General features: G+C 72.4%; 22 protein-coding genes, 3 tRNA genes and 2 pseudogenes. 13 read left to right on the top strand and 14 right to left on the bottom strand.

All coding sequences use genetic code 11. From position 1 onward, the window contains the following. Positions 1-5: 5 nt before the first annotated feature. Positions 6-920, bottom strand: a complete 915-nt coding sequence (locus AB0F11_RS05710; RefSeq protein ID WP_362168785.1) for a hypothetical protein — start codon at positions 918-920, stop codon at positions 6-8. A 78-nt stretch (positions 921-998) separates the two neighbouring features. On the opposite strand from AB0F11_RS05710, the gene AB0F11_RS05705 reads away from it, so the two are divergent. Then, entirely contained in the window at positions 999-1,598 is a 600-nt protein-coding gene (locus AB0F11_RS05705) for a hypothetical protein (protein WP_362168783.1), read from the top strand. A 24-nt stretch (positions 1,599-1,622) separates the two neighbouring features. Here AB0F11_RS05705 and AB0F11_RS05700 read toward each other — a convergent pair whose 3' ends face one another. Next, a complete protein-coding gene (locus AB0F11_RS05700; RefSeq protein WP_362168781.1) occupies positions 1,623-2,390 on the bottom strand; it encodes a triacylglycerol lipase in 768 nt (255 codons plus the stop codon). 222 nt (positions 2,391-2,612) lie between these two features. Here AB0F11_RS05700 and AB0F11_RS05695 point away from each other — a divergent pair, with 222 nt between their 5' ends. Both AB0F11_RS05695 and AB0F11_RS05690 read left to right on the top strand, forming a co-directional pair. Beyond that, positions 2,613-3,650, top strand: coding sequence for a rod shape-determining protein (locus AB0F11_RS05695; RefSeq protein WP_362168780.1), 1,038 nt, complete (start codon positions 2,613-2,615; stop codon positions 3,648-3,650). After that, positions 3,647-5,194 carry a GAF domain-containing protein gene (locus tag AB0F11_RS05690; protein ID WP_362168778.1) on the top strand — a complete coding sequence of 516 codons (1,548 nt, stop codon included), beginning with the start codon at positions 3,647-3,649 and terminating at the stop codon, positions 5,192-5,194. Before AB0F11_RS05695 ends, AB0F11_RS05690 begins: the two co-directional genes overlap by 4 nt. Before the next feature lie 8 nt (positions 5,195-5,202). On the opposite strand, the gene AB0F11_RS05685 is transcribed toward AB0F11_RS05690, so the two are convergent. Continuing rightward, positions 5,203-5,652: an Lrp/AsnC family transcriptional regulator gene (locus AB0F11_RS05685; RefSeq protein ID WP_362168776.1), complete on the bottom strand. Its 450-nt coding sequence runs from the start codon at positions 5,650-5,652 to the stop codon at positions 5,203-5,205. A gap of 70 nt (positions 5,653-5,722) precedes the next feature. Here AB0F11_RS05685 and AB0F11_RS05680 point away from each other — a divergent pair, with 70 nt between their 5' ends. Beyond that, complete coding sequence (locus AB0F11_RS05680; RefSeq protein ID WP_362168774.1) at positions 5,723-6,406, top strand: lysine transporter LysE; 684 nt, start codon at positions 5,723-5,725, stop codon at positions 6,404-6,406. Positions 6,407-6,472: 66 nt separating this feature from the next. Next, positions 6,473-7,825 carry a carboxyl transferase domain-containing protein gene (locus AB0F11_RS05675; protein WP_362168772.1) on the top strand — a complete coding sequence of 451 codons (1,353 nt, stop codon included), beginning with the start codon at positions 6,473-6,475 and terminating at the stop codon, positions 7,823-7,825. Positions 7,826-7,913: 88 nt separating this feature from the next. On the opposite strand, the gene AB0F11_RS05670 is transcribed toward AB0F11_RS05675, so the two are convergent. Then, positions 7,914-8,759: an AraC family transcriptional regulator gene (locus AB0F11_RS05670; RefSeq protein ID WP_362168770.1), complete on the bottom strand. Its 846-nt coding sequence runs from the start codon at positions 8,757-8,759 to the stop codon at positions 7,914-7,916. A 49-nt stretch (positions 8,760-8,808) separates the two neighbouring features. Between AB0F11_RS05670 and AB0F11_RS05665 the strand changes: the two genes are divergently transcribed. Then, positions 8,809-9,261 (top strand): cupin domain-containing protein, encoded by a 453-nt coding sequence (locus AB0F11_RS05665; RefSeq protein WP_362168768.1) that lies wholly within the window; start codon positions 8,809-8,811, stop codon positions 9,259-9,261. Here the strand turns inward: AB0F11_RS05665 and AB0F11_RS05660 are convergent. Further along, positions 9,234-10,496 (bottom strand): MFS transporter, encoded by a 1,263-nt coding sequence (locus tag AB0F11_RS05660; protein ID WP_362168766.1) that lies wholly within the window; start codon positions 10,494-10,496, stop codon positions 9,234-9,236. The genes AB0F11_RS05665 and AB0F11_RS05660 overlap by 28 nt on opposite strands. A 214-nt stretch (positions 10,497-10,710) precedes the next feature. On the opposite strand from AB0F11_RS05660, the gene AB0F11_RS05655 reads away from it, so the two are divergent. Continuing rightward, positions 10,711-11,892: a glutamate--cysteine ligase gene (locus tag AB0F11_RS05655; RefSeq protein WP_362168764.1), complete on the top strand. Its 1,182-nt coding sequence runs from the start codon at positions 10,711-10,713 to the stop codon at positions 11,890-11,892. A 106-nt stretch (positions 11,893-11,998) separates the two neighbouring features. Here AB0F11_RS05655 and AB0F11_RS05650 read toward each other — a convergent pair whose 3' ends face one another. From AB0F11_RS05650 to AB0F11_RS05625, 6 genes and pseudogenes are all read right to left on the bottom strand, one after another. After that, entirely contained in the window at positions 11,999-12,301 is a 303-nt protein-coding gene (locus AB0F11_RS05650) for a hypothetical protein (protein WP_362168762.1), read from the bottom strand. 19 nt (positions 12,302-12,320) lie between these two features. Then, entirely contained in the window at positions 12,321-12,722 is a 402-nt protein-coding gene (locus AB0F11_RS05645; protein WP_362168760.1) for a hypothetical protein, read from the bottom strand. Next, a complete protein-coding gene (locus tag AB0F11_RS05640; RefSeq protein WP_362168758.1) occupies positions 12,713-12,895 on the bottom strand; it encodes a hypothetical protein in 183 nt (60 codons plus the stop codon). The genes AB0F11_RS05645 and AB0F11_RS05640 overlap by 10 nt, the downstream gene beginning before the upstream one ends. A 134-nt stretch (positions 12,896-13,029) precedes the next feature. Continuing rightward, on the bottom strand, positions 13,030-13,662 hold the full coding sequence (locus tag AB0F11_RS05635) for an ATP-binding cassette domain-containing protein (RefSeq protein ID WP_362168756.1): 633 nt from the start codon (positions 13,660-13,662) through the stop codon (positions 13,030-13,032). Positions 13,663-13,778: 116 nt separating this feature from the next. Next, the gene (locus AB0F11_RS05630; RefSeq protein ID WP_362168755.1) at positions 13,779-14,291 is read right to left on the bottom strand and encodes a hypothetical protein; all 513 of its coding nucleotides are present in this window, start codon (positions 14,289-14,291) and stop codon (positions 13,779-13,781) included. Then, a pseudogene (locus tag AB0F11_RS05625) lies at positions 14,288-15,095 on the bottom strand (IS5 family transposase). The gene AB0F11_RS05630 and the pseudogene AB0F11_RS05625 overlap by 4 nt, the downstream one beginning before the upstream one ends. 633 nt (positions 15,096-15,728) lie before the next feature. On the opposite strand from AB0F11_RS05625, the gene AB0F11_RS05620 reads away from it, so the two are divergent. Together AB0F11_RS05620 and AB0F11_RS05615 are read left to right on the top strand one after the other, a co-directional pair. Next, positions 15,729-16,232, top strand: a complete 504-nt coding sequence (locus AB0F11_RS05620; protein WP_362168905.1) for a MarR family winged helix-turn-helix transcriptional regulator — start codon at positions 15,729-15,731, stop codon at positions 16,230-16,232. Between the two features lie 83 nt (positions 16,233-16,315). Beyond that, positions 16,316-17,680 (top strand): annotated as a pseudogene (locus AB0F11_RS05615) (site-specific integrase); the annotation flags it as partial. A 137-nt stretch (positions 17,681-17,817) separates the two neighbouring features. On the opposite strand, the gene AB0F11_RS05610 reads toward AB0F11_RS05615, so the two are convergent. From AB0F11_RS05610 to AB0F11_RS05600, 3 genes are all read right to left on the bottom strand, one after another. Then, positions 17,818-17,891 (bottom strand) — tRNA-Ile (locus tag AB0F11_RS05610). A 186-nt stretch (positions 17,892-18,077) separates the two neighbouring features. After that, positions 18,078-18,150 (bottom strand) — tRNA-Asn (locus AB0F11_RS05605). Between the two features lie 5 nt (positions 18,151-18,155). Then, positions 18,156-18,228, bottom strand: a tRNA-Asn gene (locus AB0F11_RS05600). 146 nt (positions 18,229-18,374) lie between these two features. Between AB0F11_RS05600 and AB0F11_RS05595 the strand changes: the two genes are divergently transcribed. The 4 genes from AB0F11_RS05595 (at position 18,375) to AB0F11_RS05580 (ending at position 24,033) form a co-directional block, all read left to right on the top strand. Next, positions 18,375-18,677, top strand: coding sequence for a YtxH domain-containing protein (locus tag AB0F11_RS05595; RefSeq protein WP_362168753.1), 303 nt, complete (start codon positions 18,375-18,377; stop codon positions 18,675-18,677). A 95-nt stretch (positions 18,678-18,772) separates the two neighbouring features. Next, on the top strand, positions 18,773-20,227 hold the full coding sequence (locus tag AB0F11_RS05590) for an FGGY family carbohydrate kinase (protein ID WP_362168751.1): 1,455 nt from the start codon (positions 18,773-18,775) through the stop codon (positions 20,225-20,227). Positions 20,228-20,380: 153 nt separating this feature from the next. Beyond that, the gene (locus tag AB0F11_RS05585; protein WP_362168749.1) at positions 20,381-22,114 is read left to right on the top strand and encodes an ABC transporter ATP-binding protein; all 1,734 of its coding nucleotides are present in this window, start codon (positions 20,381-20,383) and stop codon (positions 22,112-22,114) included. Beyond that, entirely contained in the window at positions 22,111-24,033 is a 1,923-nt protein-coding gene (locus AB0F11_RS05580) for an ABC transporter ATP-binding protein (protein ID WP_362168747.1), read from the top strand. The genes AB0F11_RS05585 and AB0F11_RS05580 overlap by 4 nt, the downstream gene beginning before the upstream one ends. Positions 24,034-24,114: the final 81 nt, after the last annotated feature.

Here is a 24,114-nt window from a genome sequence, read left to right as displayed (position 1 = left end):
CCCGCTCAGCAGAAGATCCACAGCACGCAGGACTTCGGCGGCTTCGTCGGCGTCGGACTCGGCTGCGGCGGCGGCACAGGCTGCGGCTGCGCCGTGCCCGAGGCGCTCGGCGAGGGCTGCCCCGACTGTCCCGGCTTTACGGACGGCCCCTTCCCGGTGCCCGGCTGCGCTCCGGAGTCCCCGGAGGCGGAGGCCGACACCCCGGGACCCGGCTGCGCCGCGCCCGAGGCGGAATCCCCGGGCTGCCCCGGCTGCGCAGCACCCGCGGAGGCCTTCGCCCCGCCGGAGGCCTTGACCGGCTTCAGCGAGGCCGGAGCGGCAGGCCCGCCGGTACGGCTCGGCAGCGGGGCCGGCTCCTCGGGACCGTTCCCGTCGGTCAGCATCACCTTGGCGGCGCGGTCGGAGCGCTCCCCCTCGGCCAGCATGCGGGCCAGCACCACCGAGCCGCCGACCGCGAGCGCGAGCCCGAGCCCGACGCTGAGCAGCATCCGCCGACGCCGGCGCGTCTCGGCCCGGCGGCGGGCCCCGGCGCGGCGCTCGTACGGCCCGGCCAGCTCGACGAGGGAGTCCGTGAACGGGTCGGCCGCCTCCGGCTCGGGCCCGGCGGCGGCCCCGCGGGGCGCGTGGGGCTCATACGGCGCATGGGACTCGTAGGGCGCGTGGGACTCGTGCGGCGCATGGGACTCGTACGGCGCGTGAGCCGCGGGCGACCCCGCGGCCCCATACGACCCGTTGCCCCCGTACGCAGCGCTGTCCGCGTACGACCCGGCGGCCCCGTACGGCGCAGCCCCCTCGTACGGCGCGGCGGTCGCGGCGGGGCCCGGCGGCGCGACGGGAGGCAGGTACTCGGCCGGGGTTCCGCACCCGGCGCACGCCAGAGCGCCGTTGAGGTGCCTCCGGCAGGCGTGGCAGTAGTCCATGGCGCCCTGACGCTACGCCGTTCGAAGCAACATCCGTATCGCGAGTTCGTAAAGGTCCTGTGTGGAATCGTTGAGTCCATGACCACCACACCGCCGTCCGGACCCTTCGGCCGCACCGCGTTCCAACTGGTGCTGCTGCGTCGCATGGCGGACTTCCGGCCGGAGCTGGCCGAGGACGCCCGGCGGCGGCTCGGCGCCTCGCTCGCCGACCAGCGGGAGGCCAACAAGCGCTGGCAGGCGATGGTCCGCTCGCCCCGCTCGCGCGGGGCCCTGGCCCGCTACCGCTCGGTGCTGGGCCCCCCGGAGTCCACGGCTCCGCGGACCATCGGCGACCTGCGGTGCGAGGCCCTGCTGTGGGCGCTGCCGCTCTGGCCGGACCTGCGCTTCGAGGTGCTGGCCGCGCCCGACGGCGCGGTGTGGAACGAGTGGCTGGTCCGCGCCCCCGGCGCGCCGGGACCCGTACTCGGCGCCCCGCAGGACCTGCGGCCCTGGTCGGCGACGGTGGACGAGGTGGCGCGGGCCTTCGCCCCGGTGCGGCCGATGGAGGGCACCGCACCGACCCGCTGGCGGCTGGCGTTCACCGCGCAGGGGCGGCCGTGCGTGGCGGAGTTCACGTACGGCCTGCTCCAGCGCGTGACGGTGGACGGCGCCGAGCTCGCGCCGGGCACCGCTCCCTGAACCGAGGCCGGGCCCGTCCTCCGACTAGCTCGCGAGGAAGGCCCGCACCCCCGCCGCGGTGGCGCCGTCGCCCAGCAGGTCGTTGTGGTTCAGGCAGCCGACCGGGGTGTTGGCGGCCCCGGCCAGTGCGACGCTGCTGTCGGGGTTGACCACCTCGTCGCAGTTCGACCAGAACGCCGCGTACTTCACCGCGCCCGGGGTCTCGTCCCCGGTGTTCAGGTTCTTCACCACGTACGAGCCGGGGGTCATGTCACGGCATGCCTGATCCCACAGGGCGCACGCCCAGGCGGTCGAGGTGCCGTGGTTGGGGCCGGCCAGCGAGACCCAGTGGCCCACGCTCGCGCTGCCGCCGCCGTACTTCACGTACCAGCGGCTGACGAGCGATCCGAAGGAGTGCGCGACGATGTCGACCTCGGCGGCGCCGGTCTGCCGGCGGACCTGTTCCACGTACGCGCCGAGCTGTCCGGCCAGGACCTCGTTGACCGACCGGTGGGTGTCGTAACCCCAGGAGAAGAGCTCCGAGTCCGCGTACCCGGCCGCTCGCAGCTGCGCGCGCAGGGAACCCCATACCCCCGGGTCGGCGTTGTAGCCGTGGACGAGGACGACGGGCCGGTGCGCGGGCGCGGCCGGCCCGAAAGCCGGTGCCGGGACTTTGGCGTCTGACGGGACTGCGGCCTGCGCCGGCGGGAGTGCGGCCTGCGCCGGAGCGGGCGCCCGGAGGCCCAGGAGCGCCAGGCAGAGCGTCAGGCACGCCGTCAGGAGCGCGGCCGTTCTCCGGCGGGGCGTCAGCATCGATGTCCCCTTACCTTGTTACGCGCGAGTAGCGCGGGCGATGCGCGCATCGTCGTGCCTGTCGGTACAGAAATCCACCCCCGTGCAGCACCCCACGCCCCCTGCGGCACACCCCGGCCGGAGCAGTTCAACGGGCGCTATGCCCCATTCGCCCGAGAAGATATGGAGTGCAAACCGGCAGCCGCCGGTCTTCTTGCGTCAGCGCTCTCGGGAGGATCTGCCGTGACCGTCAGTCTTGAGCAGTTGCGCCGTTGCCACGTCGCCGTCGACCTCGGGGCCGCCAGGACCCGCGTGTACGTCAAGGGCGCCGGCCTCGTCGTGGACGAACCCAGTGTCGCCGCCGTCAACACCCGCACCGGCGCGCTCATCGCCGTGGGCACCTTCGCCGAGCGGATGACCGGCCGCACGCCCGACTACATCCGCGTGGTCCGCCCCGTCTCCGGCGGCACCGTCGTCGACATCGACATGGCCCAGCGGATGCTGCGTCACCTCCTGGGCGAGAAGCTGCGGCGCGCCCTGCGCCGCAAGCCCCGGCTGCGGGCGGCCGCCTGCACCCCGTACGACGCCGACCCGCTCGCCCAGCGCGCCGCCGTGGAGACGCTGGTCGGGCTCGGCGCCCGGCACGTCGAACTCGTCGACACCCTGATCGCGGCGGCCGTCGGCTGCGGCCTGCCCGTGGAGCAGCCGACCGCGACGATGATCATGGTCTGCGGGGCCGCGGCCACCCAGGTCGCCGTCCTCTCCCTCGGCTCGATCGTCACCGCCGAGCGGATCCCCGTCGGCGGCGAGGCCATCGACCACGCCGTCGTCCAGCACCTGCGCCACGCCCACGAGCTGATGCTGCCCAGCCAGGCCGTCCGGCCGCTCCAGCTGGCCCTGCACGGCAACGGCATCACCGCCGAGGGCCCCGCCTCCACCCTCATCCACGGCCGCGACGTGTCCACCGGGCTCGCCCGCTCCGTCCACGTCGACACCGCGGCCGTCCGGGACGCCATCCACACCCCGCTGACCGCCGTACTCGACGGCATCGGCAAGGTGCTGCGGGACTGCCCGCCGGACCTGGTCGCCGACCTGACGGACCGGGGAATCATGATGGTGGGAGGCAGCGCCCTGCTGCCCGGCCTGGACCAGATGCTGCGCGACGCCACCGGCATGCCCGTCGCCATCGCGGAGAGGCCGGACGTGTGCGCCGTGCTCGGGCTCGGCAAGATGCTCGAAGGGAAGATCGCCCCGATGGTCCTCAACCCGTTGTCCGAATGACCCCCGACCAGGGGGCCGGCCTCCCCGTCCTGCTGGAGGCGGTCCTCGGCGTCGGCTCGGAGCCGGAGCTGCGCACCACTCTCCAGCACCTCGTGGACTCGGCCGCCGACATCTGCGGCGCCCGGTACGCGGCGCTCGGGGTCGTCGACCCCGAGCGCATCCGGCTGACCGGGCTGTACACGGCCGGGATGAGCGAGGCGGAGCGCGCCGCGATCCTCGGCCTGCCCGACGGCCGGAGCGGGCTGATCGGCACCCTCATCAGCGACCCGCGCCCGCTGATGCCGGACGACCTGGCGAAGGACCCGCGCGCGCCCGGCTTCCCGCCCGGCCACCCGCCCGTGCACAGCTTCCTCGGCGTCCCGATCCGGGTCCACACGGAGGTCTTCGGCTACCTCTACCTCACCGAGAAGCGGGTCGGCGGCCCGTTCCTGCCCGAGGACCTGGCCCTCGTGCGGGTCCTCGCCTCGCAGGCGGGCATAGCCATCGGCAACGCCCGCCTGTACGAGACCGCCCGCCGCCGGGAGCGCTGGATCGAGGGCGCGGCCGCCGTCACCACCGCCCTGCTGGCCGGACGGCCGGCCGCCGACGCGCTGATGTGCGTGGCCGAGCGGGCCCGGCTGCTCGCCGACGCGGCCGCCGGGGTGATCCTCCAGCCGACCCCGGAAGGCGGCATGGAGATCGTGGCCGCCTCCACGCACGGCGACCCCGGCGACCTCGTCGGCACCACCATCGCGCCCGGTTCGGCGGTCCTGGAGCAACTGCTCGGCGGCGAGCCTGTGTTCATCGAGGACTCGTCGACGGACCCGCGGATGACGACGCCCGTGCGCGAGCGCTTCGGCCCGAGCATGATGCTGCCCCTCCAGAGCGGCGGGCAGCTCATCGGCACCCTCGCCCTGCCGCGGGCACGCGGCGGCCGGCCGTACGACGCCGTGGACCGGCTGCTGGCCTCGCAGTTCGCCTCCCAGGCCGCGCTGGCCCTGGTCCTGGCCGATGCGCAGCACGACCGGGAGCAGCTCGCCGTCTACGAGGACCGCGACCGGATCGCGCGGGACCTGCACGACCTGGTGGTCCAGCGGCTGTTCGCGACGGAGATGATGCTGGAGAGCACCAAGAAGCGGTCGGCGGCCGCCGCGTCCGGGGACACCGTCGGCGAGGAACTCGCCCGCGCCGTGGACGAGCTGGACTCCACCATCCAGGAGGTCCGCACCGCCATCTTCGCCCTCCAGCAGCCGCCGACCGACGCGCCGGCGACCTTCCGCGGGCGGGTGCTGCGCGAGACCCGCGGCGCCGCGGTCCTGCTCGGCTTCGCCCCGTCGGTGCACTTCGCGGGCGCGGTCGACGCCCTGATCCCCGACCCGGTGGCCAAGGACCTGCTCGCGGCCCTGCGCGGCGCCCTGGCCGCGGCCCACCGGCGCGCCGAGGTCACCTCGATCGAGGTGGAGGTGGACGCCGCCCCGGACCGGGTCCGCCTGACGGTCACGGACGACGGCCGCACGCGCAGGGGAACCCGCGGGACGACGCTGACCTGGGACGCGGCGCTCTAGGGCCGGCCTCAGGCGAGGCCGCCGCCGGGCGGGCGGCCGGCGGCCCGCAGTGCGATCCGGGTGCTGGACTGGGCCACGCCCGCCTCCCGCTTGAGGCGGCGCAGCAGGGTGTCGAGCGCGGCCGGGTCGGCGGCCCTGGCCCGTACCAGGTAGTCGTACTCCCCCGTCACGTGGACCATCTCGGTGATCCCCGGCAGGGCGGCCGCCTTCTGCTCGAACTCCTCGTTGGTGGTGTCCTGGCGCAGGGTCAGGTCGATGAAGACGACGAGCCCGCCGCGGGTGTCGGCGGCCGGATCGACGACGACGGTGAACCCCCGGATGACCCCCTCGCGCCGCATCCGCCGGACCCGGTCGGCGGCGGCGTTGGCACTCAGCCCGACGCGGACGCCGAGGTCCCGGTACGAGATCCGCGCATCCCGCTGCAGGATGCCGAGGATTTCCCTGTCGAGGCGGTCCATGCCGCGATTCTCGCAGCCACGGCCCATATCCGCTGCCGCGCCCGCCGCGGGGCACCGCACGCTGCCGTCCATGACGGAACTACTGACTCCCGCCCTGGCGGGCACGGCCGCGGGGCTGGGCGTGGCGATGCCGATGGGTGCCATGAGCGTGCTGCTGCTCCAGGAGGCGATGCGCGACCGCCGCACCGCCGTCGCCGCGGCGGCCGGGGTCGCGGCGGTCGACCTCGGCTACGCGGCCCTGGCCACGGCGCTGGGCCCCTGGGTCGCCTCCCACGTGGGCCCGGTCGAAGCCTGGATCCGCCTGCTCGCAGCGGTGGCCCTCCTCGCGATCGCGGCCCGCGGCCTGTGCGGCGCGGCCCGCGCGACCGCCCCCGCCCCGCCGGCCGGCCCCGGGGCCGTGGCCGCCGCCCTCCCGTCGGCCACGGCGGGGAGCCGGCCCGGCCTCGCCCGGCGGCGCGGCGGGGTGGGCCGGGCGTTCGGGCGGTACGTCGGGCTCACCGCCGTGAACCCCACCACCGCCCTCTACTTCGCCGCCCTCACCACCGCCCAGGCCGCCGCCCTCGACACCGCCGCGGCCGCCGGCGCCTTCGTCACGGGGGTCGCCGTCGCCTCGCTCCTGTGGCAGCAGGCCCTCGTCGCGCTCGGCGCCCTCGCCGGGCGCAGGATCCCGCCCGCGGTCCGGACGTGGACCTTCCGCCTCGGCTACGGGCTCGTCGCGGTCTACGCCGTGAAGATCGCCTTCCCCCTGCCGTAGACCTGCCCGCCCCTACCTGCCCCGGCAAGATCCAAAACTGGCGCGTTCACCCCCTAGGGTGAGCCCGTGACGACGACCCGCCTCTCGGCCCGCGCGGCCATCGCCTCCGTGACCGACCCCGGCAGCTTCGCCGAACTGCCCGCCCCCCGGCGGGACTCGGCCCCCGACGGGCCCCTCGGCTGGACCGGCTACGACGACTCCCGTGCCCGCGCCGCGGACCGGACCGGCGAGCAGGAGTCCGTGGTCGTCGGCACCGCCCTGATCGGCGGCCACCGAACGGCCGTCATCTCCTTCGAGTTCGGCTTCCTCGGCGGCTCCCTCGGCGAACGCACCGGAGACCGGCTCGAAGCCGCGTACACCCACGCTCGCGAGCACCGCCTCCCCCTGGTCTCCCTGATCGCCACCGGCGGCTCCCGCATGCAGGAGGGCATGCTCGCCCTGACCCAGCTCCAGCGCGTGGCCCGCCAGTGCGTCCTGACCCGGGCGGCCGGACTCCCCCAGATCGCCGTGCTCCGCGACCCCACCACCGGCGGCGGCTGGGCCACCCTCGGCGCCGGGGCCGACGTCGTCCTCGCGCTCCCGGGCGCGCAGGTCGGCTTCGCCGGCTCCCGGGTGCGGCCCGCGGACGCGGACCCGGCGGCGTACACCGCGGAGGGGCAGTTCGCCGCCGGGCACGTCGACGCGGTCGTGCCGCCCGCCGAGCTGCCGGGCGTCCTGGCCGACTGGCTGCGCGTGCTGGCCGCGCCCCGCTCCGCCGAGCCGGTCGAACCGCCGGCCGCGCTCGCCGACGCCGCGCCCCCGGCCGGCGGCTGGGACGCCGTACGGCAGGCCCGGCACCCCGACCGGCCGCACGCCGAGGCCTACCTCGACGCGTACTTCTCGCTGCGGCTGCCGCTGTCCGGCGACCGGGCGGGCGGCACGGACCCCGGCATGCTGTGCGGGTTCGGGCTGCGCGAGGGCCGGGCCGTCGCGTACGCCGCCCAGTGCGGCACGGCGACCCGCCCGGCCGGATACCGCACGGCCGCCCGCGTGATCCGCCTCGCGGACCGCCTCGGGATCCCCGTGCTGACCCTGGTGGACACCCCCGGCGCGGCCAACGACGCCGCGGCCGAGCACGCGGGGGCCGGCGCGGCCATCGCCGACACGTTCGCCGCGGTCGCCGCGGCCGCCGTGCCGGTGACCGCGCTCCTGATCGGCGAGGGCGGCTCCGGCGGGGCCCTGGCCCTGGCCGCGCCCGGCAACACCTGGGTCACACCGGACAGCTACTTCTCCGTCATCGCCCCCGAGCTGGCCGCGGCCATCCTCAAGCGCCCCCCGTCCGAAGCCCCGGCCACGGCCGACCAACTCCGCATCCGCCCCCAGGACCTGGTCACCCTGGGCGTGGCCCGCGGCATCGTCACCCCCCGGCCCCCGGCGTAGGCCGGCGCACATCCAGCCCCGCCGGCGTTCGAGGCGCGGGGTCCGGGGCGGGGCCCCGGTGGCCCCGGCTCCGCCGGGCATTCCCCGCTCAACCGCCGGAGAAGCCGTCTCGGCCGGCGCGGGCGAAGGCGCCGGGGCCGGTGCCCACGTACCGCCGGAAGTGCCGGGTCAGGTGGGCCTGGTCGTAGAACCCGGCGGCGACGGCGACCTCTGCGGGGCCCGCCCCGGCGAGCAGCAGCCGCCGGGCCAGCCCCACCCGCAGCCCCGTCAGGTACGCGTGCGGCGGCAGCCCGAAGGCATGCCGGAAGCTGCGGATCAGGTGCGTCGGGTGGACTCCGCCCAGCGCGGCCGAGGCCTCGGCCAGCGTGATCCCCTCCACCACGCGGGCATCGAGCAGCTCGCGCAGCCGAACCGCGGTCCCTCGCCCCCGCGCCGGGACGGCCGACTCCGGCGACGGTCGCCCCGCCAGCCACCCCCGCAACCGCTCCCCCACGAACGCCAGCCGGGATTCCGCCTCGAACCGCTCGGCCGGCGCGTCCCGCCCGCCCAGCGCCAGGTGCAGCCCGTGCACCCGCTCCCGCAGCGCCCCGTCGAGCAGCAGGGGCGCATCCACGGCCGCCCCGGTCAACCGCTCCGGCAGCACGGTCGTGTCGAGGTAGAGCACGCGCTTGCGGAAGCCCGCCTCGGTGACGGTCCGCCCGTCGTGCGCGACCCCGGGCGGCAGCAGGACCACCGCGTCCGAGACCCCGACGCCGTGCCGCTCGCGGTCCAGCGCGAAGTCGACGCGCCCGCCGTCGAGGACCATCAGCGCCCACGTGTCGTGGACATGGGCCGGGTAGGCATGGTCGGTGAACCGGGCGTGGAACACCTCGGCGATGCCGGGAACCTGCGGCTGCCAGGCGGACACGGTGCTGCGCGGACGTATCGCGGCCATGTCAGGAACGTACAAGACCGGCCCGCCCTGGCTCCGGCAGCCTCGTCCCATGACGACCACGAATGCACCGCAGCCGGTGGACATCTCCCTGATCCTGTCCGGGTTCGACGAACCGTGGGCCCCGCGCCGCATCGCCCGCGTCAACGGCTACGAGGTCAGGGCCGCCAAGCTCCGCGGCGCCTTCGTGTGGCACGCCCACGAGGACACCGACGAGCTGTTCCTCGTGATCAGCGGCACACTCCGGATCCGTCTCCGCGACGGAGCCGGCGGCGGCGACAACGGCGACCGCGAGGTCGTCCTCGGCCCGGGCCAGCTGTACGTCGTGCCGCGCGGCGTGGAGCACTGCCCCGTCGCGGACGAGGAGGTGTCGGTCCTGCTGTTCGAACCCACCGGCACGGTCAACACCGGCACCGCGGGCGGCGACCGCACCCGCGAACCCGTGGACGTCCTGCCGGCCGGCGCCCCGCGCCCCGGCTACGCCTGTGGCGAGCGGGCGTCGTAGCGGGCGAAGCCGGGCCAGCGCAGGGCGAGCAGGCCCAGCACCAGCACGCACGCGAGGCCGCCGCCGGTGATCGCCACGGCCGGGGAGGCGAGGTCCGCGGCGGTCCCGGCGAGGAAGTCGCCGAGCCGGGGCCCGCCGGCGACGACCACGATGAAGACGCCCTGCAGGCGCCCGCGCATCTCGTCCGGCGTGGCGGACTGCATCATCGTGGAGCGGAAGACCATCGAGATGGTGTCCGACCAGCCGGCCAGCGCCAGGAAGAACAACCCGAGCCACAGGTTCCGGGTGAGGCCGAACACGGCGATGGCCAGGCCCCACGCGCCGACGGCCAGCAGGATCGCCAGGCCGTGCCGCTGGATCCGGCCCTGCCAGCCGGAGAAGAGGCCACCCAGCAGCGCCCCGACGGCGGGCGCGGCGACCAGCAGGCCGACGGTGCGGGCGTCGCCCCCGTACCAGAGCACGGCGATGGCCGGGAACAGCGCCTTCGGCTGGGCCAGCACCATGGCGGCCAGGTCGGAGAAGAAGGTCATCCGGATGTTGGGGCGGGTCCCGAGGAAGCGCAGGCCGTCGAGGACGGAGGCCCGCCCCCGCTTGCCGGCCTCCCGGTCGGGCAGCATCGCCGGCAGCCGCCACATCGCGTAGAGAGAGGCGCAGAAGGTGACGGCGTCGATCAGGTACGCGGCCTGGTAGCCGGCCCAGCCGACGACCAGCCCGCCGAGCATGGGGCCGATCATCGTGCCGGAGGTCATCGTGACCGAGTTCAGGGCGTTGGCGGCGGGCAGCTGTTCGGCGGGCAGCAGCCGGGGGATCATGGCGGAGCGGGCCGGCCCGGCGAGGGCACCGCAGACGGCCTGGAGCGCGACGATCGTGTACAGGAGCCAGACCCGGTGGTATCCGAGCAGCGCGGCCGCGGCCAGCACGACCGACAGGGCGGTGAGGCCGGCCGAGCTGTACAGGCCGAGCTTGCGCCGGTCGACGGTGTCGGCGATGGCCCCGCCGTAGAGCCCGAAGGCGACGAGCGGGACGAGGGTGAACAGCCCGACGAGTCCGACGGCGAAGCTGGAGCGGGTGATGTCGTAGACCTGGAGCGAGATCGCGAGCGCGGTCATCGCCTGGCCGACCCAGGAGATCGTTCCGCCGACCCACAGCCGCCGGTAGTCGGCGGAGCTGCGCAGCGGGGTGAGGTCGGCGAGTATCCGCGTCGGGCGCCGGGTCGGCGTGCTCGTTCCAGTCACAGCGGATGATAACCGGCGGCCCGGCGGCGGCTTGAGTACCGTTCACGCCGTTCACGCACCCGCAACAGTCGCCCCACCGGGACCCGGGGTACCGGACCGGCCGGATCCTTGCCGTGAACGCGCCACTGGCCACCGACATTTGACTGAATCGACGTGCGCTCGCCGCCCGCTGCTCGGCTCATGATGAAAAGACTCGTATGTCCAGGGAGGCGTAGTGATCGAACCTGGCAACAGCACCACGAGCACCGGCAACGCGGACAACGACGTCCCCTCTGTCACCACCGTTCCCGTCCCCCGCACGGCTCCGCTGACGGTCGGGGTCGAGGAGGAGTTCCTCCTCGTCGACGCCCGCACCTTCCGGGTGGTCCCGGCCGCCCCGCTCGTCCTCGAGACCGCCGCAGGCCTGCCCGCCGAAGTGCATGCCGAGGGCACCCGCTACCAGGTGGAGATCTCCACCCCGGTCGCCGACTCGGCGCCGAAACTGCGCGAGGAGCTGGCCGCGCTGCGGCGCACCCTGTCCCGGGCGGCCCGCGCGCACGGCTGCCGGCTGCTGGCCGCCCCCTCGCCGGTCGTGGCCGTGGACGGGCCGCTGCACCTGACCGACGACGAGCCGCGCCAGCGCGAGCAGCACCGCCGCTTCGGCGCGCTCACCGACACGCTCGTCTCGTGCGGCCGCCACATCCACGTCGGCACCTTCGACGTGGACACGGCCGTGGCCGTGTCCAACAGGGTCAGACCCTGGCTGCCCACCCTGATCGCCCTGGCCGCGAATTCGCCGTTCTGGGGCGGCCGTGACACGGGGCACGCCAGCTGGCGGTCGATGGCCTGGTCGGGCTGGCCGTCGGCGGGGCTGCCCCCGCACTTCACGTCCACCGCCCACTTCCGGCTCACCGTGCAGACGCTGCTGCGCTCGGGGGCCGCCCTGGACACCAAGATGGTCTACTGGGACCTCCGCCCGTCCGGACACTGGCCGACGCTCGAGATCCGGGCGCCCGACATGTCCCCGGACATCGACACGGCCATCCTCCAGGCCGAGCTGGTCCGCGCACTGGTGGCCACCGCCCTGCGGGACATCGCCGAGCACCGGGCGGAGCCCGCGGTACGGGACGACGTACTGCGCCTGGCGCGCTGGCGGGCGGCCCACGACGGCCTGGAGGGCTTCGGCCTCGACCCGTACACCGGAGCGGAACTCCCGGCGGCGGACCTCGCCGAGGCCCTGCTGGACCGGGTCGCCCCGCAACTGGCGGCCTCCGGCGAGCTGGACCACGCGGCGAAAACCATGGGCGGCCTGCTGCGCGACGGCTCGGGCGCCCACCGCCAGCGCAGGGCCTTCGCCCGCCGGGAGAACCTGACGGACGTCCTGCACCACCTGGCAGACGAAACGGAGAACTTCTAGCACCCGATACACCGAAGCCGCAGGCGGGAACGTCTCTTCGCCTGCGGCTGTCCCGGGCTCGACGCCGACCGCCGCAGGGGCGACGACGCGCCGCCGAATCGCACCGTCAGCCGATGACCACGCGGAAGCTGCTCCCGTTGCGCGCGCCGAGCCGTGCGGTCACTCGGAGTTCAGACATCGAACCGTCCACCGTGAACTCCTCGTGCCCCACGCCCAGCCGGGCCGTTCGTTGTCCGCGATAGCGGAAGTACACCGCCAAGCGGTGCGCCCCGGCCTCGACGGCGACCTCCGTCGTTCCCCACGCCGCTTCCCGCTCGATGCCGTCGATCTCCACCAGCGGCCTGGTGAAAGCGCGGTGGAACGGCAGCGCGACCAGGGAAGGCCGGATGTCGACAATCAGTTTCGTCATCAGTGGATCCTTGGATCGATCAGGAGGAACCGAGTACCGATTCCGGACGGAATCCACGTGCGGCGCCGACCAGGGCGCACACCGTGATCAGGGCGGTGATGCCGCCTGCGCTGATCAACAGCCTGATCGGTCCGAGTTCGGTCAGGCCGAGCGCCAGCGCCAGCAGGGCTCCGAAGCCGGGCGCCATGGCGACCATGCTGACGAGGGCACCGCCATTGCCCGCAAGGCCTGCCTGCCCCGGTTGGGCCAGGCGCGGGAAGAGCAGGCTGAGCATGAGGGCGAGGGCGGCACCTGCCCAGGCCGCCAGCAGGGGCAGGCCAAGGGCCAATGCCAGGTATCCACCGTCCGGCGAAAGGCTGTCGTGGTGGAGCCAGTCGGAGATGGCCAGGGCCAGTGCTCCGAGCGCGGTCATCACCACCACTGGCTGGTGGTGACGACGAGGGCATAACCGAGCAGCCCGCCGGCGATGCTGGCCGCGGTGTACGGAGCCGCCAGCATCGCCTCCAGCGCGCCGACCCCGGCTTCGGCGCCGATGACGTTCCGTACGGCCAGGCCCGCGCCGAGGGTGCGGGTTGCGCACGGGTACCACCTCATGCACCCCCACGCCTTGTCCGACCAGCCCCGCCACCAGGATTTCCGCGGCCTTCTCGGAAGCCACCTCGACGACGACCGGACCTGTTCTCTGCCGCTCCCAACGATGGCCCAGTCTCTCCAAGGCAGCGGGTACGTCACCCGTGCCGCGTATCTGCAGGCGATAGGAGCTGCCCAGCAGGGCTGCCCGAAGCGCCGCCGGCTCGCCGCGACCGACGATCCGGCCGCCGTGCAGGACTGTGACGTCGTCGGCCAGCCGATGCGCCTCGGTCAGGGCATGCGTGGAGGTGACGATGGTGTGGCCCGTGATCGGCCAGCCCCTTCAGATGGTCGGACAGCTGCTCTGCCATGGTCGGATCGAGACCGGACATCGGCTCGTCGAGCAACAGGATCGGGGGGCGGCCGAGGAACGCTTTGGCCAGGCCGACTCGCTGGTTCTGGCCGCGGCTCAGGCTGCCGACCCGCTCATCGGCGAGTCCCTCCAGTCCGAGCAGCGCCAGGACATCGGCGATCCGTGCCTCCGAAGGCCCAGATGCCAGGCCCAGTACACGGGCCCAGTAGCGCAAGTTGTCTACCACGCTCAGCCGGTGCGCCAGCGCCGACCGATGGCCGGCGAGGCCGATCGCGGATTTCGCATCCGCCTGACGGTGGGGGTTCTTGCCGTTGACCAGGACGGTCCCCTGAGTCGGGGACGATCCCGGAGAGAACCCGGAAGGCCGTCGTTTTGCCGGAACCGTTGGGTCCGAGCAGTATGTGAACCCCCGGGTCATATACGAGATTGATATCCCGTAAGACGGCGTTGCTCCGATACCCTGCACAGACATTCTCTGCCGTCAGTGTGGCCATGGGCCCGACCTCGCACCGCAGATGATCAGTCATCCTTCCGTCAGGCCGCGCCGATTTCGCTCGGCGAACGGGTGAACGCGGGCTTTCCCTCATTCGGTTCGCTCGGTTCCTCGGCCCGCGGGGCAACCGACGTGGGCGTGGCGGCGATGACCGCACAGCCGATCATTACCAGGGCGAAGCTCCACAGCCCCATGGTCACAATGATCATCCCATGGAGCAGGACGTCAAATACCAGGGCGACTTTGCGCCATCGGTCCGACCCGAGCAGGCACACCGCGATGATCAGCTCCACGACCAGCGCCCCCCAGGTCATGCCGACCACCACCACAGGGATCTTGGACAGTTCCAGGAACAATCCGTCCAGTGGTTCGCTGATGCCGAACATGTTGTCCCGCAGGAAGTAGTACTCCGCGGTGCCGTTGGCCCAGTCGGATACGCCGAACTTGCTGATGGCGGTGTCGAGGTAGAGGTAGAGGTAGAGGTAGGCGAGCTGTATGCGGATCGCCCAGAAGGCGGCGAGGGCAATCGCGTGCCCGTTCAGACGCCGATTCATTTGGCGAGTCGGCGGTAGCCGATGAGGGCTGCGGCGATGCCGACGAACGCCAGGAAATGCTCGGCCTTGCGTGCGTAGCGACGGTGTAAGCGTCGGCAGCCAGCCAGCCATGACACGGTCCGTTCGACGACCAGCGGTGGCGGCCCAGGCGCTGTGAGGAGTCGATGCCCTTGCGGGCGATGCGATGCCGGATCTTTCGCTTGCTGAGCCATCGCCGCAGGTGGTCGTAGTCGTAGCCCTTGTCCGCGTGGAGCTTGTCCGGGCGTCGGCGTCGTGGCCCGCGGCGGGAGCGTATGGGCGGAATGCCTCGGACGAGCGGCTGCAGGCCGAGGCTGTCATGCATGTGGGCGCCGGAGATGCCCGGCGACAGAGGCAGACCGTTCCGGTCCGTGATCAGGTGGATCTTCGATCCCAGTGTGCCGCGATCGGTCGGATTCGGTCCCGTCAGCGGCCCCCTTTTGCCGCCCGGACGCTGACCGAGTCGATCGCGCACCGCGACCAGTCCAGCTCGCCGCGGGCGCCGAGTTCGTCGAGGACGACGCGGTGGAGCCGGGCCCATACCTGCTGCCGGCTCCACTGGGCGAACCGCCGGTAGACCGTCTGCCAACACGGCCCGAACAGCGGCGGCAACTGCCGCCAGGTGCAGCCCGAGGTTGCCACAAAGACGATCGCCGCCAGCGTCTCGCGGTCGCCTGCCCGCCGGCGGCCGCCGCCTTGCGGGCGTATCACCTCCGTCGGCGGCACCACCCGCCGGAACAGCTCCCACAACTCGTCGGGCACCAGCCGTTCGACCAGATCCGTCATGAACTCTTCAACGACCGCGCGCACCAAAGGAAACGACGTCTTAGCGACGCTTCCAGCAGGTCAGAGCCATACGCCTGACACCCTCAACGCGCCACGGCGGCCGCGACCCCCTCTACGGATATCCCAACCAAAATCGCGTCCACGTGATTTCGAAAAGCAAGGAAGGATAGGGAAAGGTAAGGGCATCTAGGGTCAAGTAGGGGCAGCTCCAGGCTCGGCTAAATGCCGGTCGATATCTCAGAACAGCCCCCAAGGAGACAACGTATGAAGGGCTCGACATATCGTCGTTGCCATTGCAGGGATGCCAAGACAGGGAAACCGTTCGGCAGTAAGTGCCCGAAGCTGAAGCAGCGGCGGCACGGTAGCTACTCGGTGCGGCAGGAGCTGCCGCCGCACGAGGACGACCGGCGGCGGTCGTTTGGTACTCCAGTGCGGTTTCGTGATGTACCCGCCGGCTGCGCGAGTGAGTCGTCGTCGGTAGTGGCTGCGTCGGGCCGTGGCATGGCGGCGCGCGAGGCTGCGGCAGACCCGAGAATGACGGTGGCCGACGTTTCCGATATGCACCCAGGCCGAGTTGCGGTGAATACCGCATTCCGATTGTTCAGTGCGCCGGGGGAATGTAGCGTCGCGATCATGGAATCACTGACCGGAACCACCACCGACCAGGCGCCGGCGAACCCGGCCGCCACCGATGACATGCTGGCCACTCAGCCGGTCGGTTACTGGTGCGGCCTGACCCATACGACCGTCACCCGGCATCTGCGTGACGCCATGGCCAAGATCGACGTCACGCAGCCGCAGTACTGGGTACTCAACCGCGTGAGCGGCGGTCCCACGGCGCCGAACCGCGAGGAAGTGGTCACGCAGCTGACGCACCTTGCCGACGGGCCGCACGAAATCGCCAGGGTCGTCGACCAGTTGCTCCACCGAGAATGGCTCCGGATCGACGACGGGCAGCGCCTGCACCTCACGGATGCCGGGGAGACCGCCAGAGCGCAGCTCCGTGAGCTGGCGACTGAGATACGCGCCGTGGTCCACAAGGGCATCAGCGACGAGGAGTACGTGGCCGCGCTCAAGGTACTGCGCAAGATGGTGGCCAATGTCGAGGGCGACGGGACTCCTGGTAATCCGTCCTGATTTCGCGGTCTTGTAACGGACCCAGCTGGGGACGGGTGCGGCCACCGCGTGATCATCAGGGGTTGTGTGGACTCCTGGGATAGATCGCGAAACCGCACTGGAGTATTAGCCGGGGTGGCTACGAGACGAAGGTCGCGGCGCAGGCCGACCTCGACCGGATACGGGCGCTGCTGGGCGCTGCCGGACGCGGACGACGAGGGGCGGCGGCACATCGCCGAGCTGCTGGAGCTGGTCGCGGACGAGAAGGGGCCGATCCCGGGCCTGGAGGAGACGCGGCGGCGGTTCGTGACCGGGCAGAAGCTCACGTCCCGTCTGACGGTGGGCGACTGGCTGGACATGTGACTAGCGGGCAAGAAGACGCGCAGGACCACGACCAGCGGGTACAGCTCCCACGTTCGCGTGCACCTCAAGCCCCGCATCGGGCAGGTGCGGCTCGACCGGCTGAACGTCGGGCACCTACAGGAGATGTTCGGCGCGATCGCGGACAGAACGAGGTGATCACCACCGAGAACCAGGCCCGGCGCGAGCAGGCGGCTCGGTGTAAGTGGGGAAAGGGGAGTCGGCCGCCAGCGGCGGAGCGGGCGCGGCTGGATGCGGAGAAGGCCAAGCCGGCCGCCATGCCCGCCTATCGGAAGATCACCGGGCCTGCGACCCAGCAGAGCATCCGCAGGACGCTCAGGGCCGCCCTGAACGCCGCGATCGCCCGGCAGCTGCTGACGTTCAACCCGGCCGCGCACGTCGAGCTGGCGTCCGGGAAGCGGCCCAAGGCGCAGCTGTGGACCGAGGAGCGGATGCAGCGGTGCCGCGAGACCGGCGTGAGGCCCAGTCCCGTGATGGTGTGGACGCCGGCTCAGGTCGGCACCTTCCTCGATGCGGCGGAGGGGGACCGGCTGTACGCGTTCTTCCATCTGATCGCGTTCCGCGGGCTCCGGCGTGGTGAGGGCGTCGGGCAGGAGTGGACCGACGTGGACCTGGAGGCGGGGCTGCTGACGCCGGCCAGGGAGATCGTCGTGGACAACTGGGAGGCGTACGAGTCCGCGCCGAAGACCGACGGCAGCGCGGGGACCATCGCCCCCGACAGCGGCACGGTGGAGGTACTGAGGGCCCTCCGCGCACGGCAGAACCGTGAGCGGCTGAGGTTCGGGGCGGCGTGGCGGGATACCGGGAAGGTCTTCACGCAGGAGGACGGGTCCTGGCTGCATCCGGAGACGGTGTCCGAGACCTTCCGGCGGATCCTCGCGACGACTGATCTGCCGCCGATCAGCCTTCGTGATCTACGTCCTGTCGCCGCGACGCTGACACACGCGGGCGGCGGAGACCTTCACACCATCAAGGAGACTCTGCGGCACTCCCCGATCACGCTCACCTCAGACACGTACACGAGCCTGCTGCCGGAGGTCGACAGGGCCGCGGCCGAGGGCGCTGCTCGGATCGTGCCACGGGCACGGCTGGCCGCTGGCTCAGAAACCGCCGCTCACGCATCGCTCACGCACGAGGGGGTAAACGACAAGATGCCCCGACCCGGCAAGACCGGGCGGGGCACCAGGCCGGCAGGTCAGAACGTTTCTGCTGACCAACCTTGCGGTGGGGCGGGTGGGACTCGAACCCACGGCCGACGGATTATGAGTCCGCTGCTCTAACCGGCTGAGCTACCGCCCCTTCTCGGCGTGGCGCGTACACGTGTGCGCGCCGTCTGCCGCAGCATAGCCGCTCATACGATCTCCTGCCTCGGGTGGGCCCGCATGATCGGCTGCGCCTGCTGAAAGAGACCGGTTTTCGGGCTGCCCGGTTCCGGGAGCAGGACAAAAAAAGAAAGAGGACCCGCTCGGGGTCCCCTTCCGTCCGCTCCCCCGACTGGACTCGAACCAGTAACCTGCCGGTTAACAGCCGGCTGCTCTGCCAATTGAGCTACAGGGGATCGCGCTCCCCCGACTGGACTCGAACCAGTAACCTGCCGGTTAACAGCCGGCTGCTCTGCCAATTGAGCTACAGGGGATTGCTGCGTTGCGCCGAACGACCCACCTCCGGCCTTGGCCAGGGGGCGAGCGCCCGTTGCGAGTCATAGATTAGCGCAAGCAGGGGGGTGCTCCGCCAATCGGTATCGATCGCAGGCCGGGCACCACACGACGAAGGGTGACAGGCATGCGGTACAAGGTCACGTTCGTGGTCGGACTGGCCCTCGGGTACGTGCTCGGCACGCGCGCCGGACGCGAGCGGTACGAGAAGCTGAAGAAGTCCGCGCGGGACCTCGCGCAGAACCCGGTCGTGCGCAACGCGGCCGAGACCGCCGGGCAGACCGGCCGGCAGATCGCGGGCAAGGCGTTCACGGCGGTCGGCGACCGGGTCGGGCACGCGGTGCCCGCCTCGCTGTCCGGACGGGTGCGCGCACTGCGCAACCGGTCCGGCTCCGGCGCCGACGACGACTGGGGCACGAGCAACACCTGACGGCCCGGGTCCAGCCCCGGCCGGCCCCGGTTCCCACGGGATCCGCCGCCCCGCGGGCTGCGGGTCCCGGCCCGCCGTGCGGCAGAATTCTCCGCATGGGGATAGTCGCCGGGCTGGACAGCTCTTCCGCCTTCACTCGCATCGTCGTCTGCGACACCGACACGGGTGCCGTACTGCGCCAGGGCTACGCGCCCCATCCCCAGCCGGCGGGTGATCCCGAGAGCTTCCATCCCCACGAGATCGACCCGCAGGCCTGGCTGCTCTCGCTCGGCGAGGCCGCCGGCAACGGACTCCTCGAAGGGGTCCAGGCCATAGGCGTCTCCGCGCAGCAGCACGGGCTGCTCCCGCTGGACGCGCAGGGGGCCCTGGTCCGACCCGCCCTCGTCGGCAACGACAAGCGCGCCCAGGTCGCCGCCGCCGACCTCACCGAGGCGCTCGGCGGCCGGCAGGCCTGGGCCGAGGCCGTCGGGTCCGTCCCGCAGGCCGCGCAGCCGGTGGCCAAGCTCGCCTGGCTCGCCCGCAACGAGCCGGACGCGGCCCGGCGGACCGCGGTGCTCATGTCCCCGCACGACTGGCTGGTCTGGCAGCTGCTGGGGCGGCCCGCCCGGCGGACCACCGACCGCGGCGGCGCCTCCGGGACCGGGTACTGGTCCGCCGCCACCGGCGCCTACCGACCCGACCTGGTCGAGCTGGCTCTCGGGCACATGGCGCTGCTGCCCGAGGTCCTCGCCCCGGCCGAGGCCGCCGGGATGACCCCGGAGGGGCTGCTGATCTCCGCCGGCACCGGCGAGACCATGGCCGCCGCGCTCGGCCTCGGCCTCGGCCCCGGCGACGCGGTGGTGTCGCTGGGCGCCTCCGGCTCGGTGATGGCCGTGCACCACGAGGCCCTGACGGAGCCGGGCGGCCTGATCACCTCCCTCGCCGACGCCGGCGGCATGCACCTGCCGGTGGTGAACACCTCCAACGCCGTACGCACCCTGCGCGGCACCGCCGAGCTGCTCGGCACCGATCTGGAGGGGCTGTCCGACCTCGCGCTGAAGTCGACGCCGGGCGCGCACGGCCTCGTCCTCCTGCCATACCTCGAAGGGGAGCGCACGCCGAACCTGCCGCACACCGCCGGAACGCTGACCGGGCTGCGCCGGGACTCCATGAAGCCGGAGCACCTGGCGCGGGCCGCGTTCGAGGGCATGCTGTGCGGTCTGGCGGACGCGCTCGACGTCCTGCGCACGCGCGGCGTCGAGATCCGCCGGGTGTTCCTGCTGGGCGCGGCGGCCGAGCTGCCCGCCGTACAGGCCGCGGCCCCGGGGCTGTTCGGTACGCAGATCGTCGTGCCGGCGCCGGCGGACTACGCGGCGCTGGGCGCGGCGCGGCAGGCGGCGTGGGCCCTCGGGGTGCAGCAGGGGACGCTGGCCCCGCACACCCCGCCGGTGTGGCCGGGTCCGGCGGCGCAGCTCTTCGAGCCGGACGAGGAGTACCCGGCCTGGCAGGCGGTGCGCCAGCAGTACGTCGCCACGCGCGAGCAGGTCCACCCGGGCGCCTTCCAGGCGTAGGACCCCGTACCGGACGGGGCGGTGCGGGGTCCTACGCACCGCGCCCGGCGGTCTCCTCCTTTTGACCGGGCTTTGCGAAAACCGGTGGGGATTGCACGCAGCGTTGGCCGAAGATGGGTCGAACCCCCTCGACCGTTCCCACGGAGCCTGCGCGTGCTCATACGACTTCTGCGGACCCATTTGGGTCCGTACCGCAAACCGATCGCCCTGCTGGTCCTGCTGCAACTGCTGCAGACCAGTGCGAGCCTCTACCTGCCCACGCTGAACGCCGACATCATCGACAAGGGTGTCGTCAACGGAGACACCGGCTACATCCTGCGCTTCGGCGCGCTGATGCTCGGCGTCTCCGTCGTCCAGCTGGCCTGCAACATCGGCGCCGTCTACTACGGCGCCCGCACCTCGGCGGCCCTCGGCCGCGACGTCCGCGCCGCCGTATTCGACCGCGTGCAGAGCTTCTCCGCGCGGGAGCTCGGCCAGTTCGGTGCGCCGTCGCTCATCACCCGTACGACCAATGACGTGCAGCAGATCCAGATGCTGGTGCTGATGACCTTCACCCTGATGGTCTCGGCGCCGATCATGTGCATCGGCGGCATCGCCATGGCGCTCTCGCTCGACGTGAAGCTGTCGGGCGTGCTGCTGGCCGTGGTGCCCGTCCTCGGGCTGTCGGTCGGCGCAATCGTGTGGCGCACGCGGCCGCTGTTCCGGCAGATGCAGCAGCGCCTGGACGTGGTGAACCGGGTGCTGCGCGAGCAGATCACCGGCAACCGGGTGATCCGTGCGTTCGTCCGGGACGCGTACGAGAAGGACCGCTTCCGCGGCGCGAACACCGACCTGACGGACGTCTCGCTCGCCTCCGGCAGGCTGCTCGCGCTGATGTTCCCGACCGTCATCGTGGTCGTGAACATCTCCAGCGTCGCCGTCATCTGGTTCGGGGCGATGCGCATCGACGGCAACGGCATGGAGATCGGCCAGCTGACGGCCTTCCTCGCCTACCTGATGCAGATCGTGATGGCCGTGATGATGGCCACCTTCATGTTCATGATGGTGCCGCGCGCCGAGGTCTGCGCCGAGCGCGTCCAGGAGGTCCTGGACACCGAGTCCAGCGTGGTCCCGGCCGCCGAGCCGATCCGCGAGCTCTCCCTCACCGGCGTGCTCGAACTGCGCGGCGCCGACTTCCACTACCCCGGAGCCGAGGCCCCCGTACTGCGCGGGGTCGACCTCGTGGCCCGGCCCGGCGAGACCACCGCGGTCATCGGCTCCACCGGCAGCGGCAAGTCGACGCTGCTGGGCCTGGTAGCCCGGCTGTTCGACGCGACCGGCGGCCACGTGCTGGTCGACGGCGAGGACGTCCGCTGGCTCGACCCCGAGCTGCTGGCCACGACGGTCGGCCTGGTGCCGCAGAAGCCGTACCTCTTCTCCGGGACCGTCGCCTCCAACCTGCGCTACGGGCAGCCCGACGCCACGGACGAGGAGCTGTGGCACGCGCTGGAGGTGGCCCAGGCAGCGGAGTTCGTCTCCGCGCTCGAAGGCGGCCTCGACGCGCCGATCACCCAGGGCGGAACCAATGTCTCCGGCGGCCAGCGCCAGCGCCTGGCCATCGCCCGCACGCTCGTGCAGCGCCCGGAGATCTACCTCTTCGACGACTCCTTCTCGGCCCTGGACTACGCGACGGACGCGGCGCTGCGCGCGGCGCTGTCCCGCGAGACCGAGGACGCGACGGTGGTCATCGTCGCCCAGCGCGTCGCCACGATCCGCGACGCCGACCGGATCATCGTGCTCGACGAGGGCCGGGTCGTGGGCGAGGGGCGCCACCACGAGCTGATGGCGGACAACGAGACGTACCGGGAGATCGTGCTCTCCCAGCTGACGGAGGCGGAGGCCGCATGAGCGGGCCCGGAGGACGGATGATGATGGGGCCGGCCCAGCGGTCCCTGGACTTCAAGGGCTCGGGCAAGCGGCTGCTGCGGCAGATCGCGCACGACCGGGCCAAACTGTGGGGCATGGTCGCCGCCGTCTTCGGCAGCGTCACCTGCACCGTGATCGGACCGAAGATCCTCGGCCAGGCCACCGACCTGGTCTTCGCGGGGATCGTCGGCCGGCAGATGCCGGAGGGCATCACCAAGCAGCAGGCCCTGGACGGGCTGCGCGCCAAGGGCCAGGACGGCATGGCGGACATGCTGGCCGGCACCGACTTCACCCCCGGCAAGGGCATCGACTTCGGTGCGGTCGGGGTCGTGGCGCTGTGGGCGCTGGTGGTCTTCACCCTGGCCGGCCTGCTGATGCTGGTCGGGACGCGGCTGTCGAACCACATCATGAACGGCACCGTGTTCCGGATGCGCGAGGAGCTCCAGGACAAGCTGGCGCGGCTGCCGCTGTCGTACTTCGACCGGCAGAAGCGCGGCGAGGTGCTCAGCCGGGCCACGAACGACATTGACAACATCGGGCAGACGCTCCAGCAGACGATGGGCCAGCTGCTCAACTCGCTGCTGACGATCGTCGGCGTGCTCGCCATGATGTTCTGGATCTCGCCGCTGCTGGCGCTGGTCGCGCTGGTGACGATCCCGGTGTCGGTGGTCGTCGCGGCGAAGATCGGCAAGAAGTCGCAGCCGCAGTTCGTGGCGCAGTGGAAGTCCACGGGTGCGCTGAACGCCCACGTCGAGGAGATGTACTCGGGCCACACGCTGGTGAAGGTCTTCGGCCGGCAGAAGGAGTCCGCGGCGGTCTTCGCCGAGCAGAACGAGGCGCTGTTCCGGGCCTCGTTCAAGGCGCAGCTGGTCAGCGGCATCATGCAGCCGGTGATGTTCTTCATCTCGAACATCAACTACGTGCTGGTGGCGGTCGTCGGCGGTCTGCGGGTGGCCTCGGGCAGCCTGTCGATCGGTGACGTGCAGGCCTTCATCCAGTACTCGCGCCAGTTCTCGATGCCGCTGACGCAGGTGGCGTCGATGGCGAACCTGGTGCAGTCCGGCGTGGCCTCGGCGGAGCGGGTGTACGAGCTGCTCGACGCGCAGGAGCAGGAGCCGGACAGCGAGGTCCCCGAGCGCCCGGAGACGGTCCGCGGACAGGTCACCCTCGACAAGGTGGCGTTCCGCTACGAGCCGGACAAGCCGCTGATCGAGGACCTGTCGCTGACCGTGGAGCCCGGGCAGACGGTCGCGATCGTCGGCCCGACCGGCGCCGGCAAGACCACGCTGGTGAACCTCCTGATGCGGTTCTACGAGGTCACCGGCGGCCGGATCGCCCTCGACGGGGTGGACATCGCGAAGATGACCCGCGAGGAACTGCGCGGCGGGATCGGCATGGTGCTGCAGGACACCTGGCTGTTCGGCGGCACGATCGCGGAGAACATCGCCTACGGCGCCTCGCGCGAGGTCACGCGCGCCGAGATCGAGGAGGCGGCGCGGGCGGCCCACGCGGACCGGTTCATCCGCACCCTGCCGGACGGCTACGACACGGTGCTGGACGACGAGGGCGCGGGCGTCAGCGCGGGCGAGAAGCAGCTGATCACCATCGCGCGGGCGTTCCTGTCGGACCCGGTGATCCTGGTGCTCGACGAGGCGACCAGCTCGGTCGACACCCGTACCGAGGTGCTGATCCAGAAGGCGATGGCGCGGCTCGCGCACGGCCGCACCTCGTTCGTCATCGCGCACCGGCTCTCCACCATCCGCGATGCGGATGTGATCCTGGTGATGGAGAACGGCTCGATCGTCGAGCAGGGCACGCACGAGGAGCTGCTGATCGCGCAGGGTGCGTACGCGCGCCTGTACGAGGCGCAGTTCGCCCAGGCGGTCGCCGAGGTCGACTAGGCCCGGACGGGTCCGGGTGAGGGCGGGGGCGGAGTCCGGCGGTGCCGGGCCCCGCCCCCGCCGTGCGTCGCAGGACGCCAG

The organism is Streptomyces sp. NPDC032472 (assembly GCF_040636955.1).
Classification (GTDB): domain Bacteria; phylum Actinomycetota; class Actinomycetes; order Streptomycetales; family Streptomycetaceae; genus Streptomyces.
Note: the sequence above shows the minus strand (reverse complement) of the source record. Positions and strands in the feature narration are given on the sequence as shown.

What these genes read in the sequence shown, in the direction of transcription:
- AB0F11_RS05710 (WP_362168785.1), bottom strand. Translation starts at nt 920, where the DNA reads ATGGACTACTGCCACGCCTGCCGGAGGCACCTCAACGGCGCTCTGGCG.
- AB0F11_RS05705 (WP_362168783.1), top strand. Translation starts at nt 999, where the DNA reads ATGACCACCACACCGCCGTCCGGACCCTTCGGCCGCACCGCGTTCCAA.
- AB0F11_RS05700 (WP_362168781.1), bottom strand. Translation starts at nt 2,390, where the DNA reads ATGCTGACGCCCCGCCGGAGAACGGCCGCGCTCCTGACGGCGTGCCTG.
- AB0F11_RS05690 (WP_362168778.1), top strand. Translation starts at nt 3,647, where the DNA reads ATGACCCCCGACCAGGGGGCCGGCCTCCCCGTCCTGCTGGAGGCGGTC.
- AB0F11_RS05685 (WP_362168776.1), bottom strand. Translation starts at nt 5,652, where the DNA reads ATGGACCGCCTCGACAGGGAAATCCTCGGCATCCTGCAGCGGGATGCG.
- AB0F11_RS05680 (WP_362168774.1), top strand. Translation starts at nt 5,723, where the DNA reads ATGACGGAACTACTGACTCCCGCCCTGGCGGGCACGGCCGCGGGGCTG.
- AB0F11_RS05670 (WP_362168770.1), bottom strand. Translation starts at nt 8,759, where the DNA reads ATGGCCGCGATACGTCCGCGCAGCACCGTGTCCGCCTGGCAGCCGCAG.
- AB0F11_RS05665 (WP_362168768.1), top strand. Translation starts at nt 8,809, where the DNA reads ATGACGACCACGAATGCACCGCAGCCGGTGGACATCTCCCTGATCCTG.
- AB0F11_RS05650 (WP_362168762.1), bottom strand. Translation starts at nt 12,301, where the DNA reads ATGACGAAACTGATTGTCGACATCCGGCCTTCCCTGGTCGCGCTGCCG.
- AB0F11_RS05640 (WP_362168758.1), bottom strand. Translation starts at nt 12,895, where the DNA reads ATGAGGTGGTACCCGTGCGCAACCCGCACCCTCGGCGCGGGCCTGGCC.
- AB0F11_RS05635 (WP_362168756.1), bottom strand. Translation starts at nt 13,662, where the DNA reads ATGACCCGGGGGTTCACATACTGCTCGGACCCAACGGTTCCGGCAAAA.
- AB0F11_RS05630 (WP_362168755.1), bottom strand. Translation starts at nt 14,291, where the DNA reads ATGAATCGGCGTCTGAACGGGCACGCGATTGCCCTCGCCGCCTTCTGG.
- AB0F11_RS05620 (WP_362168905.1), top strand. Translation starts at nt 15,729, where the DNA reads ATGGAATCACTGACCGGAACCACCACCGACCAGGCGCCGGCGAACCCG.
- AB0F11_RS05595 (WP_362168753.1), top strand. Translation starts at nt 18,375, where the DNA reads ATGCGGTACAAGGTCACGTTCGTGGTCGGACTGGCCCTCGGGTACGTG.
- AB0F11_RS05590 (WP_362168751.1), top strand. Translation starts at nt 18,773, where the DNA reads ATGGGGATAGTCGCCGGGCTGGACAGCTCTTCCGCCTTCACTCGCATC.
- AB0F11_RS05580 (WP_362168747.1), top strand. Translation starts at nt 22,111, where the DNA reads ATGAGCGGGCCCGGAGGACGGATGATGATGGGGCCGGCCCAGCGGTCC.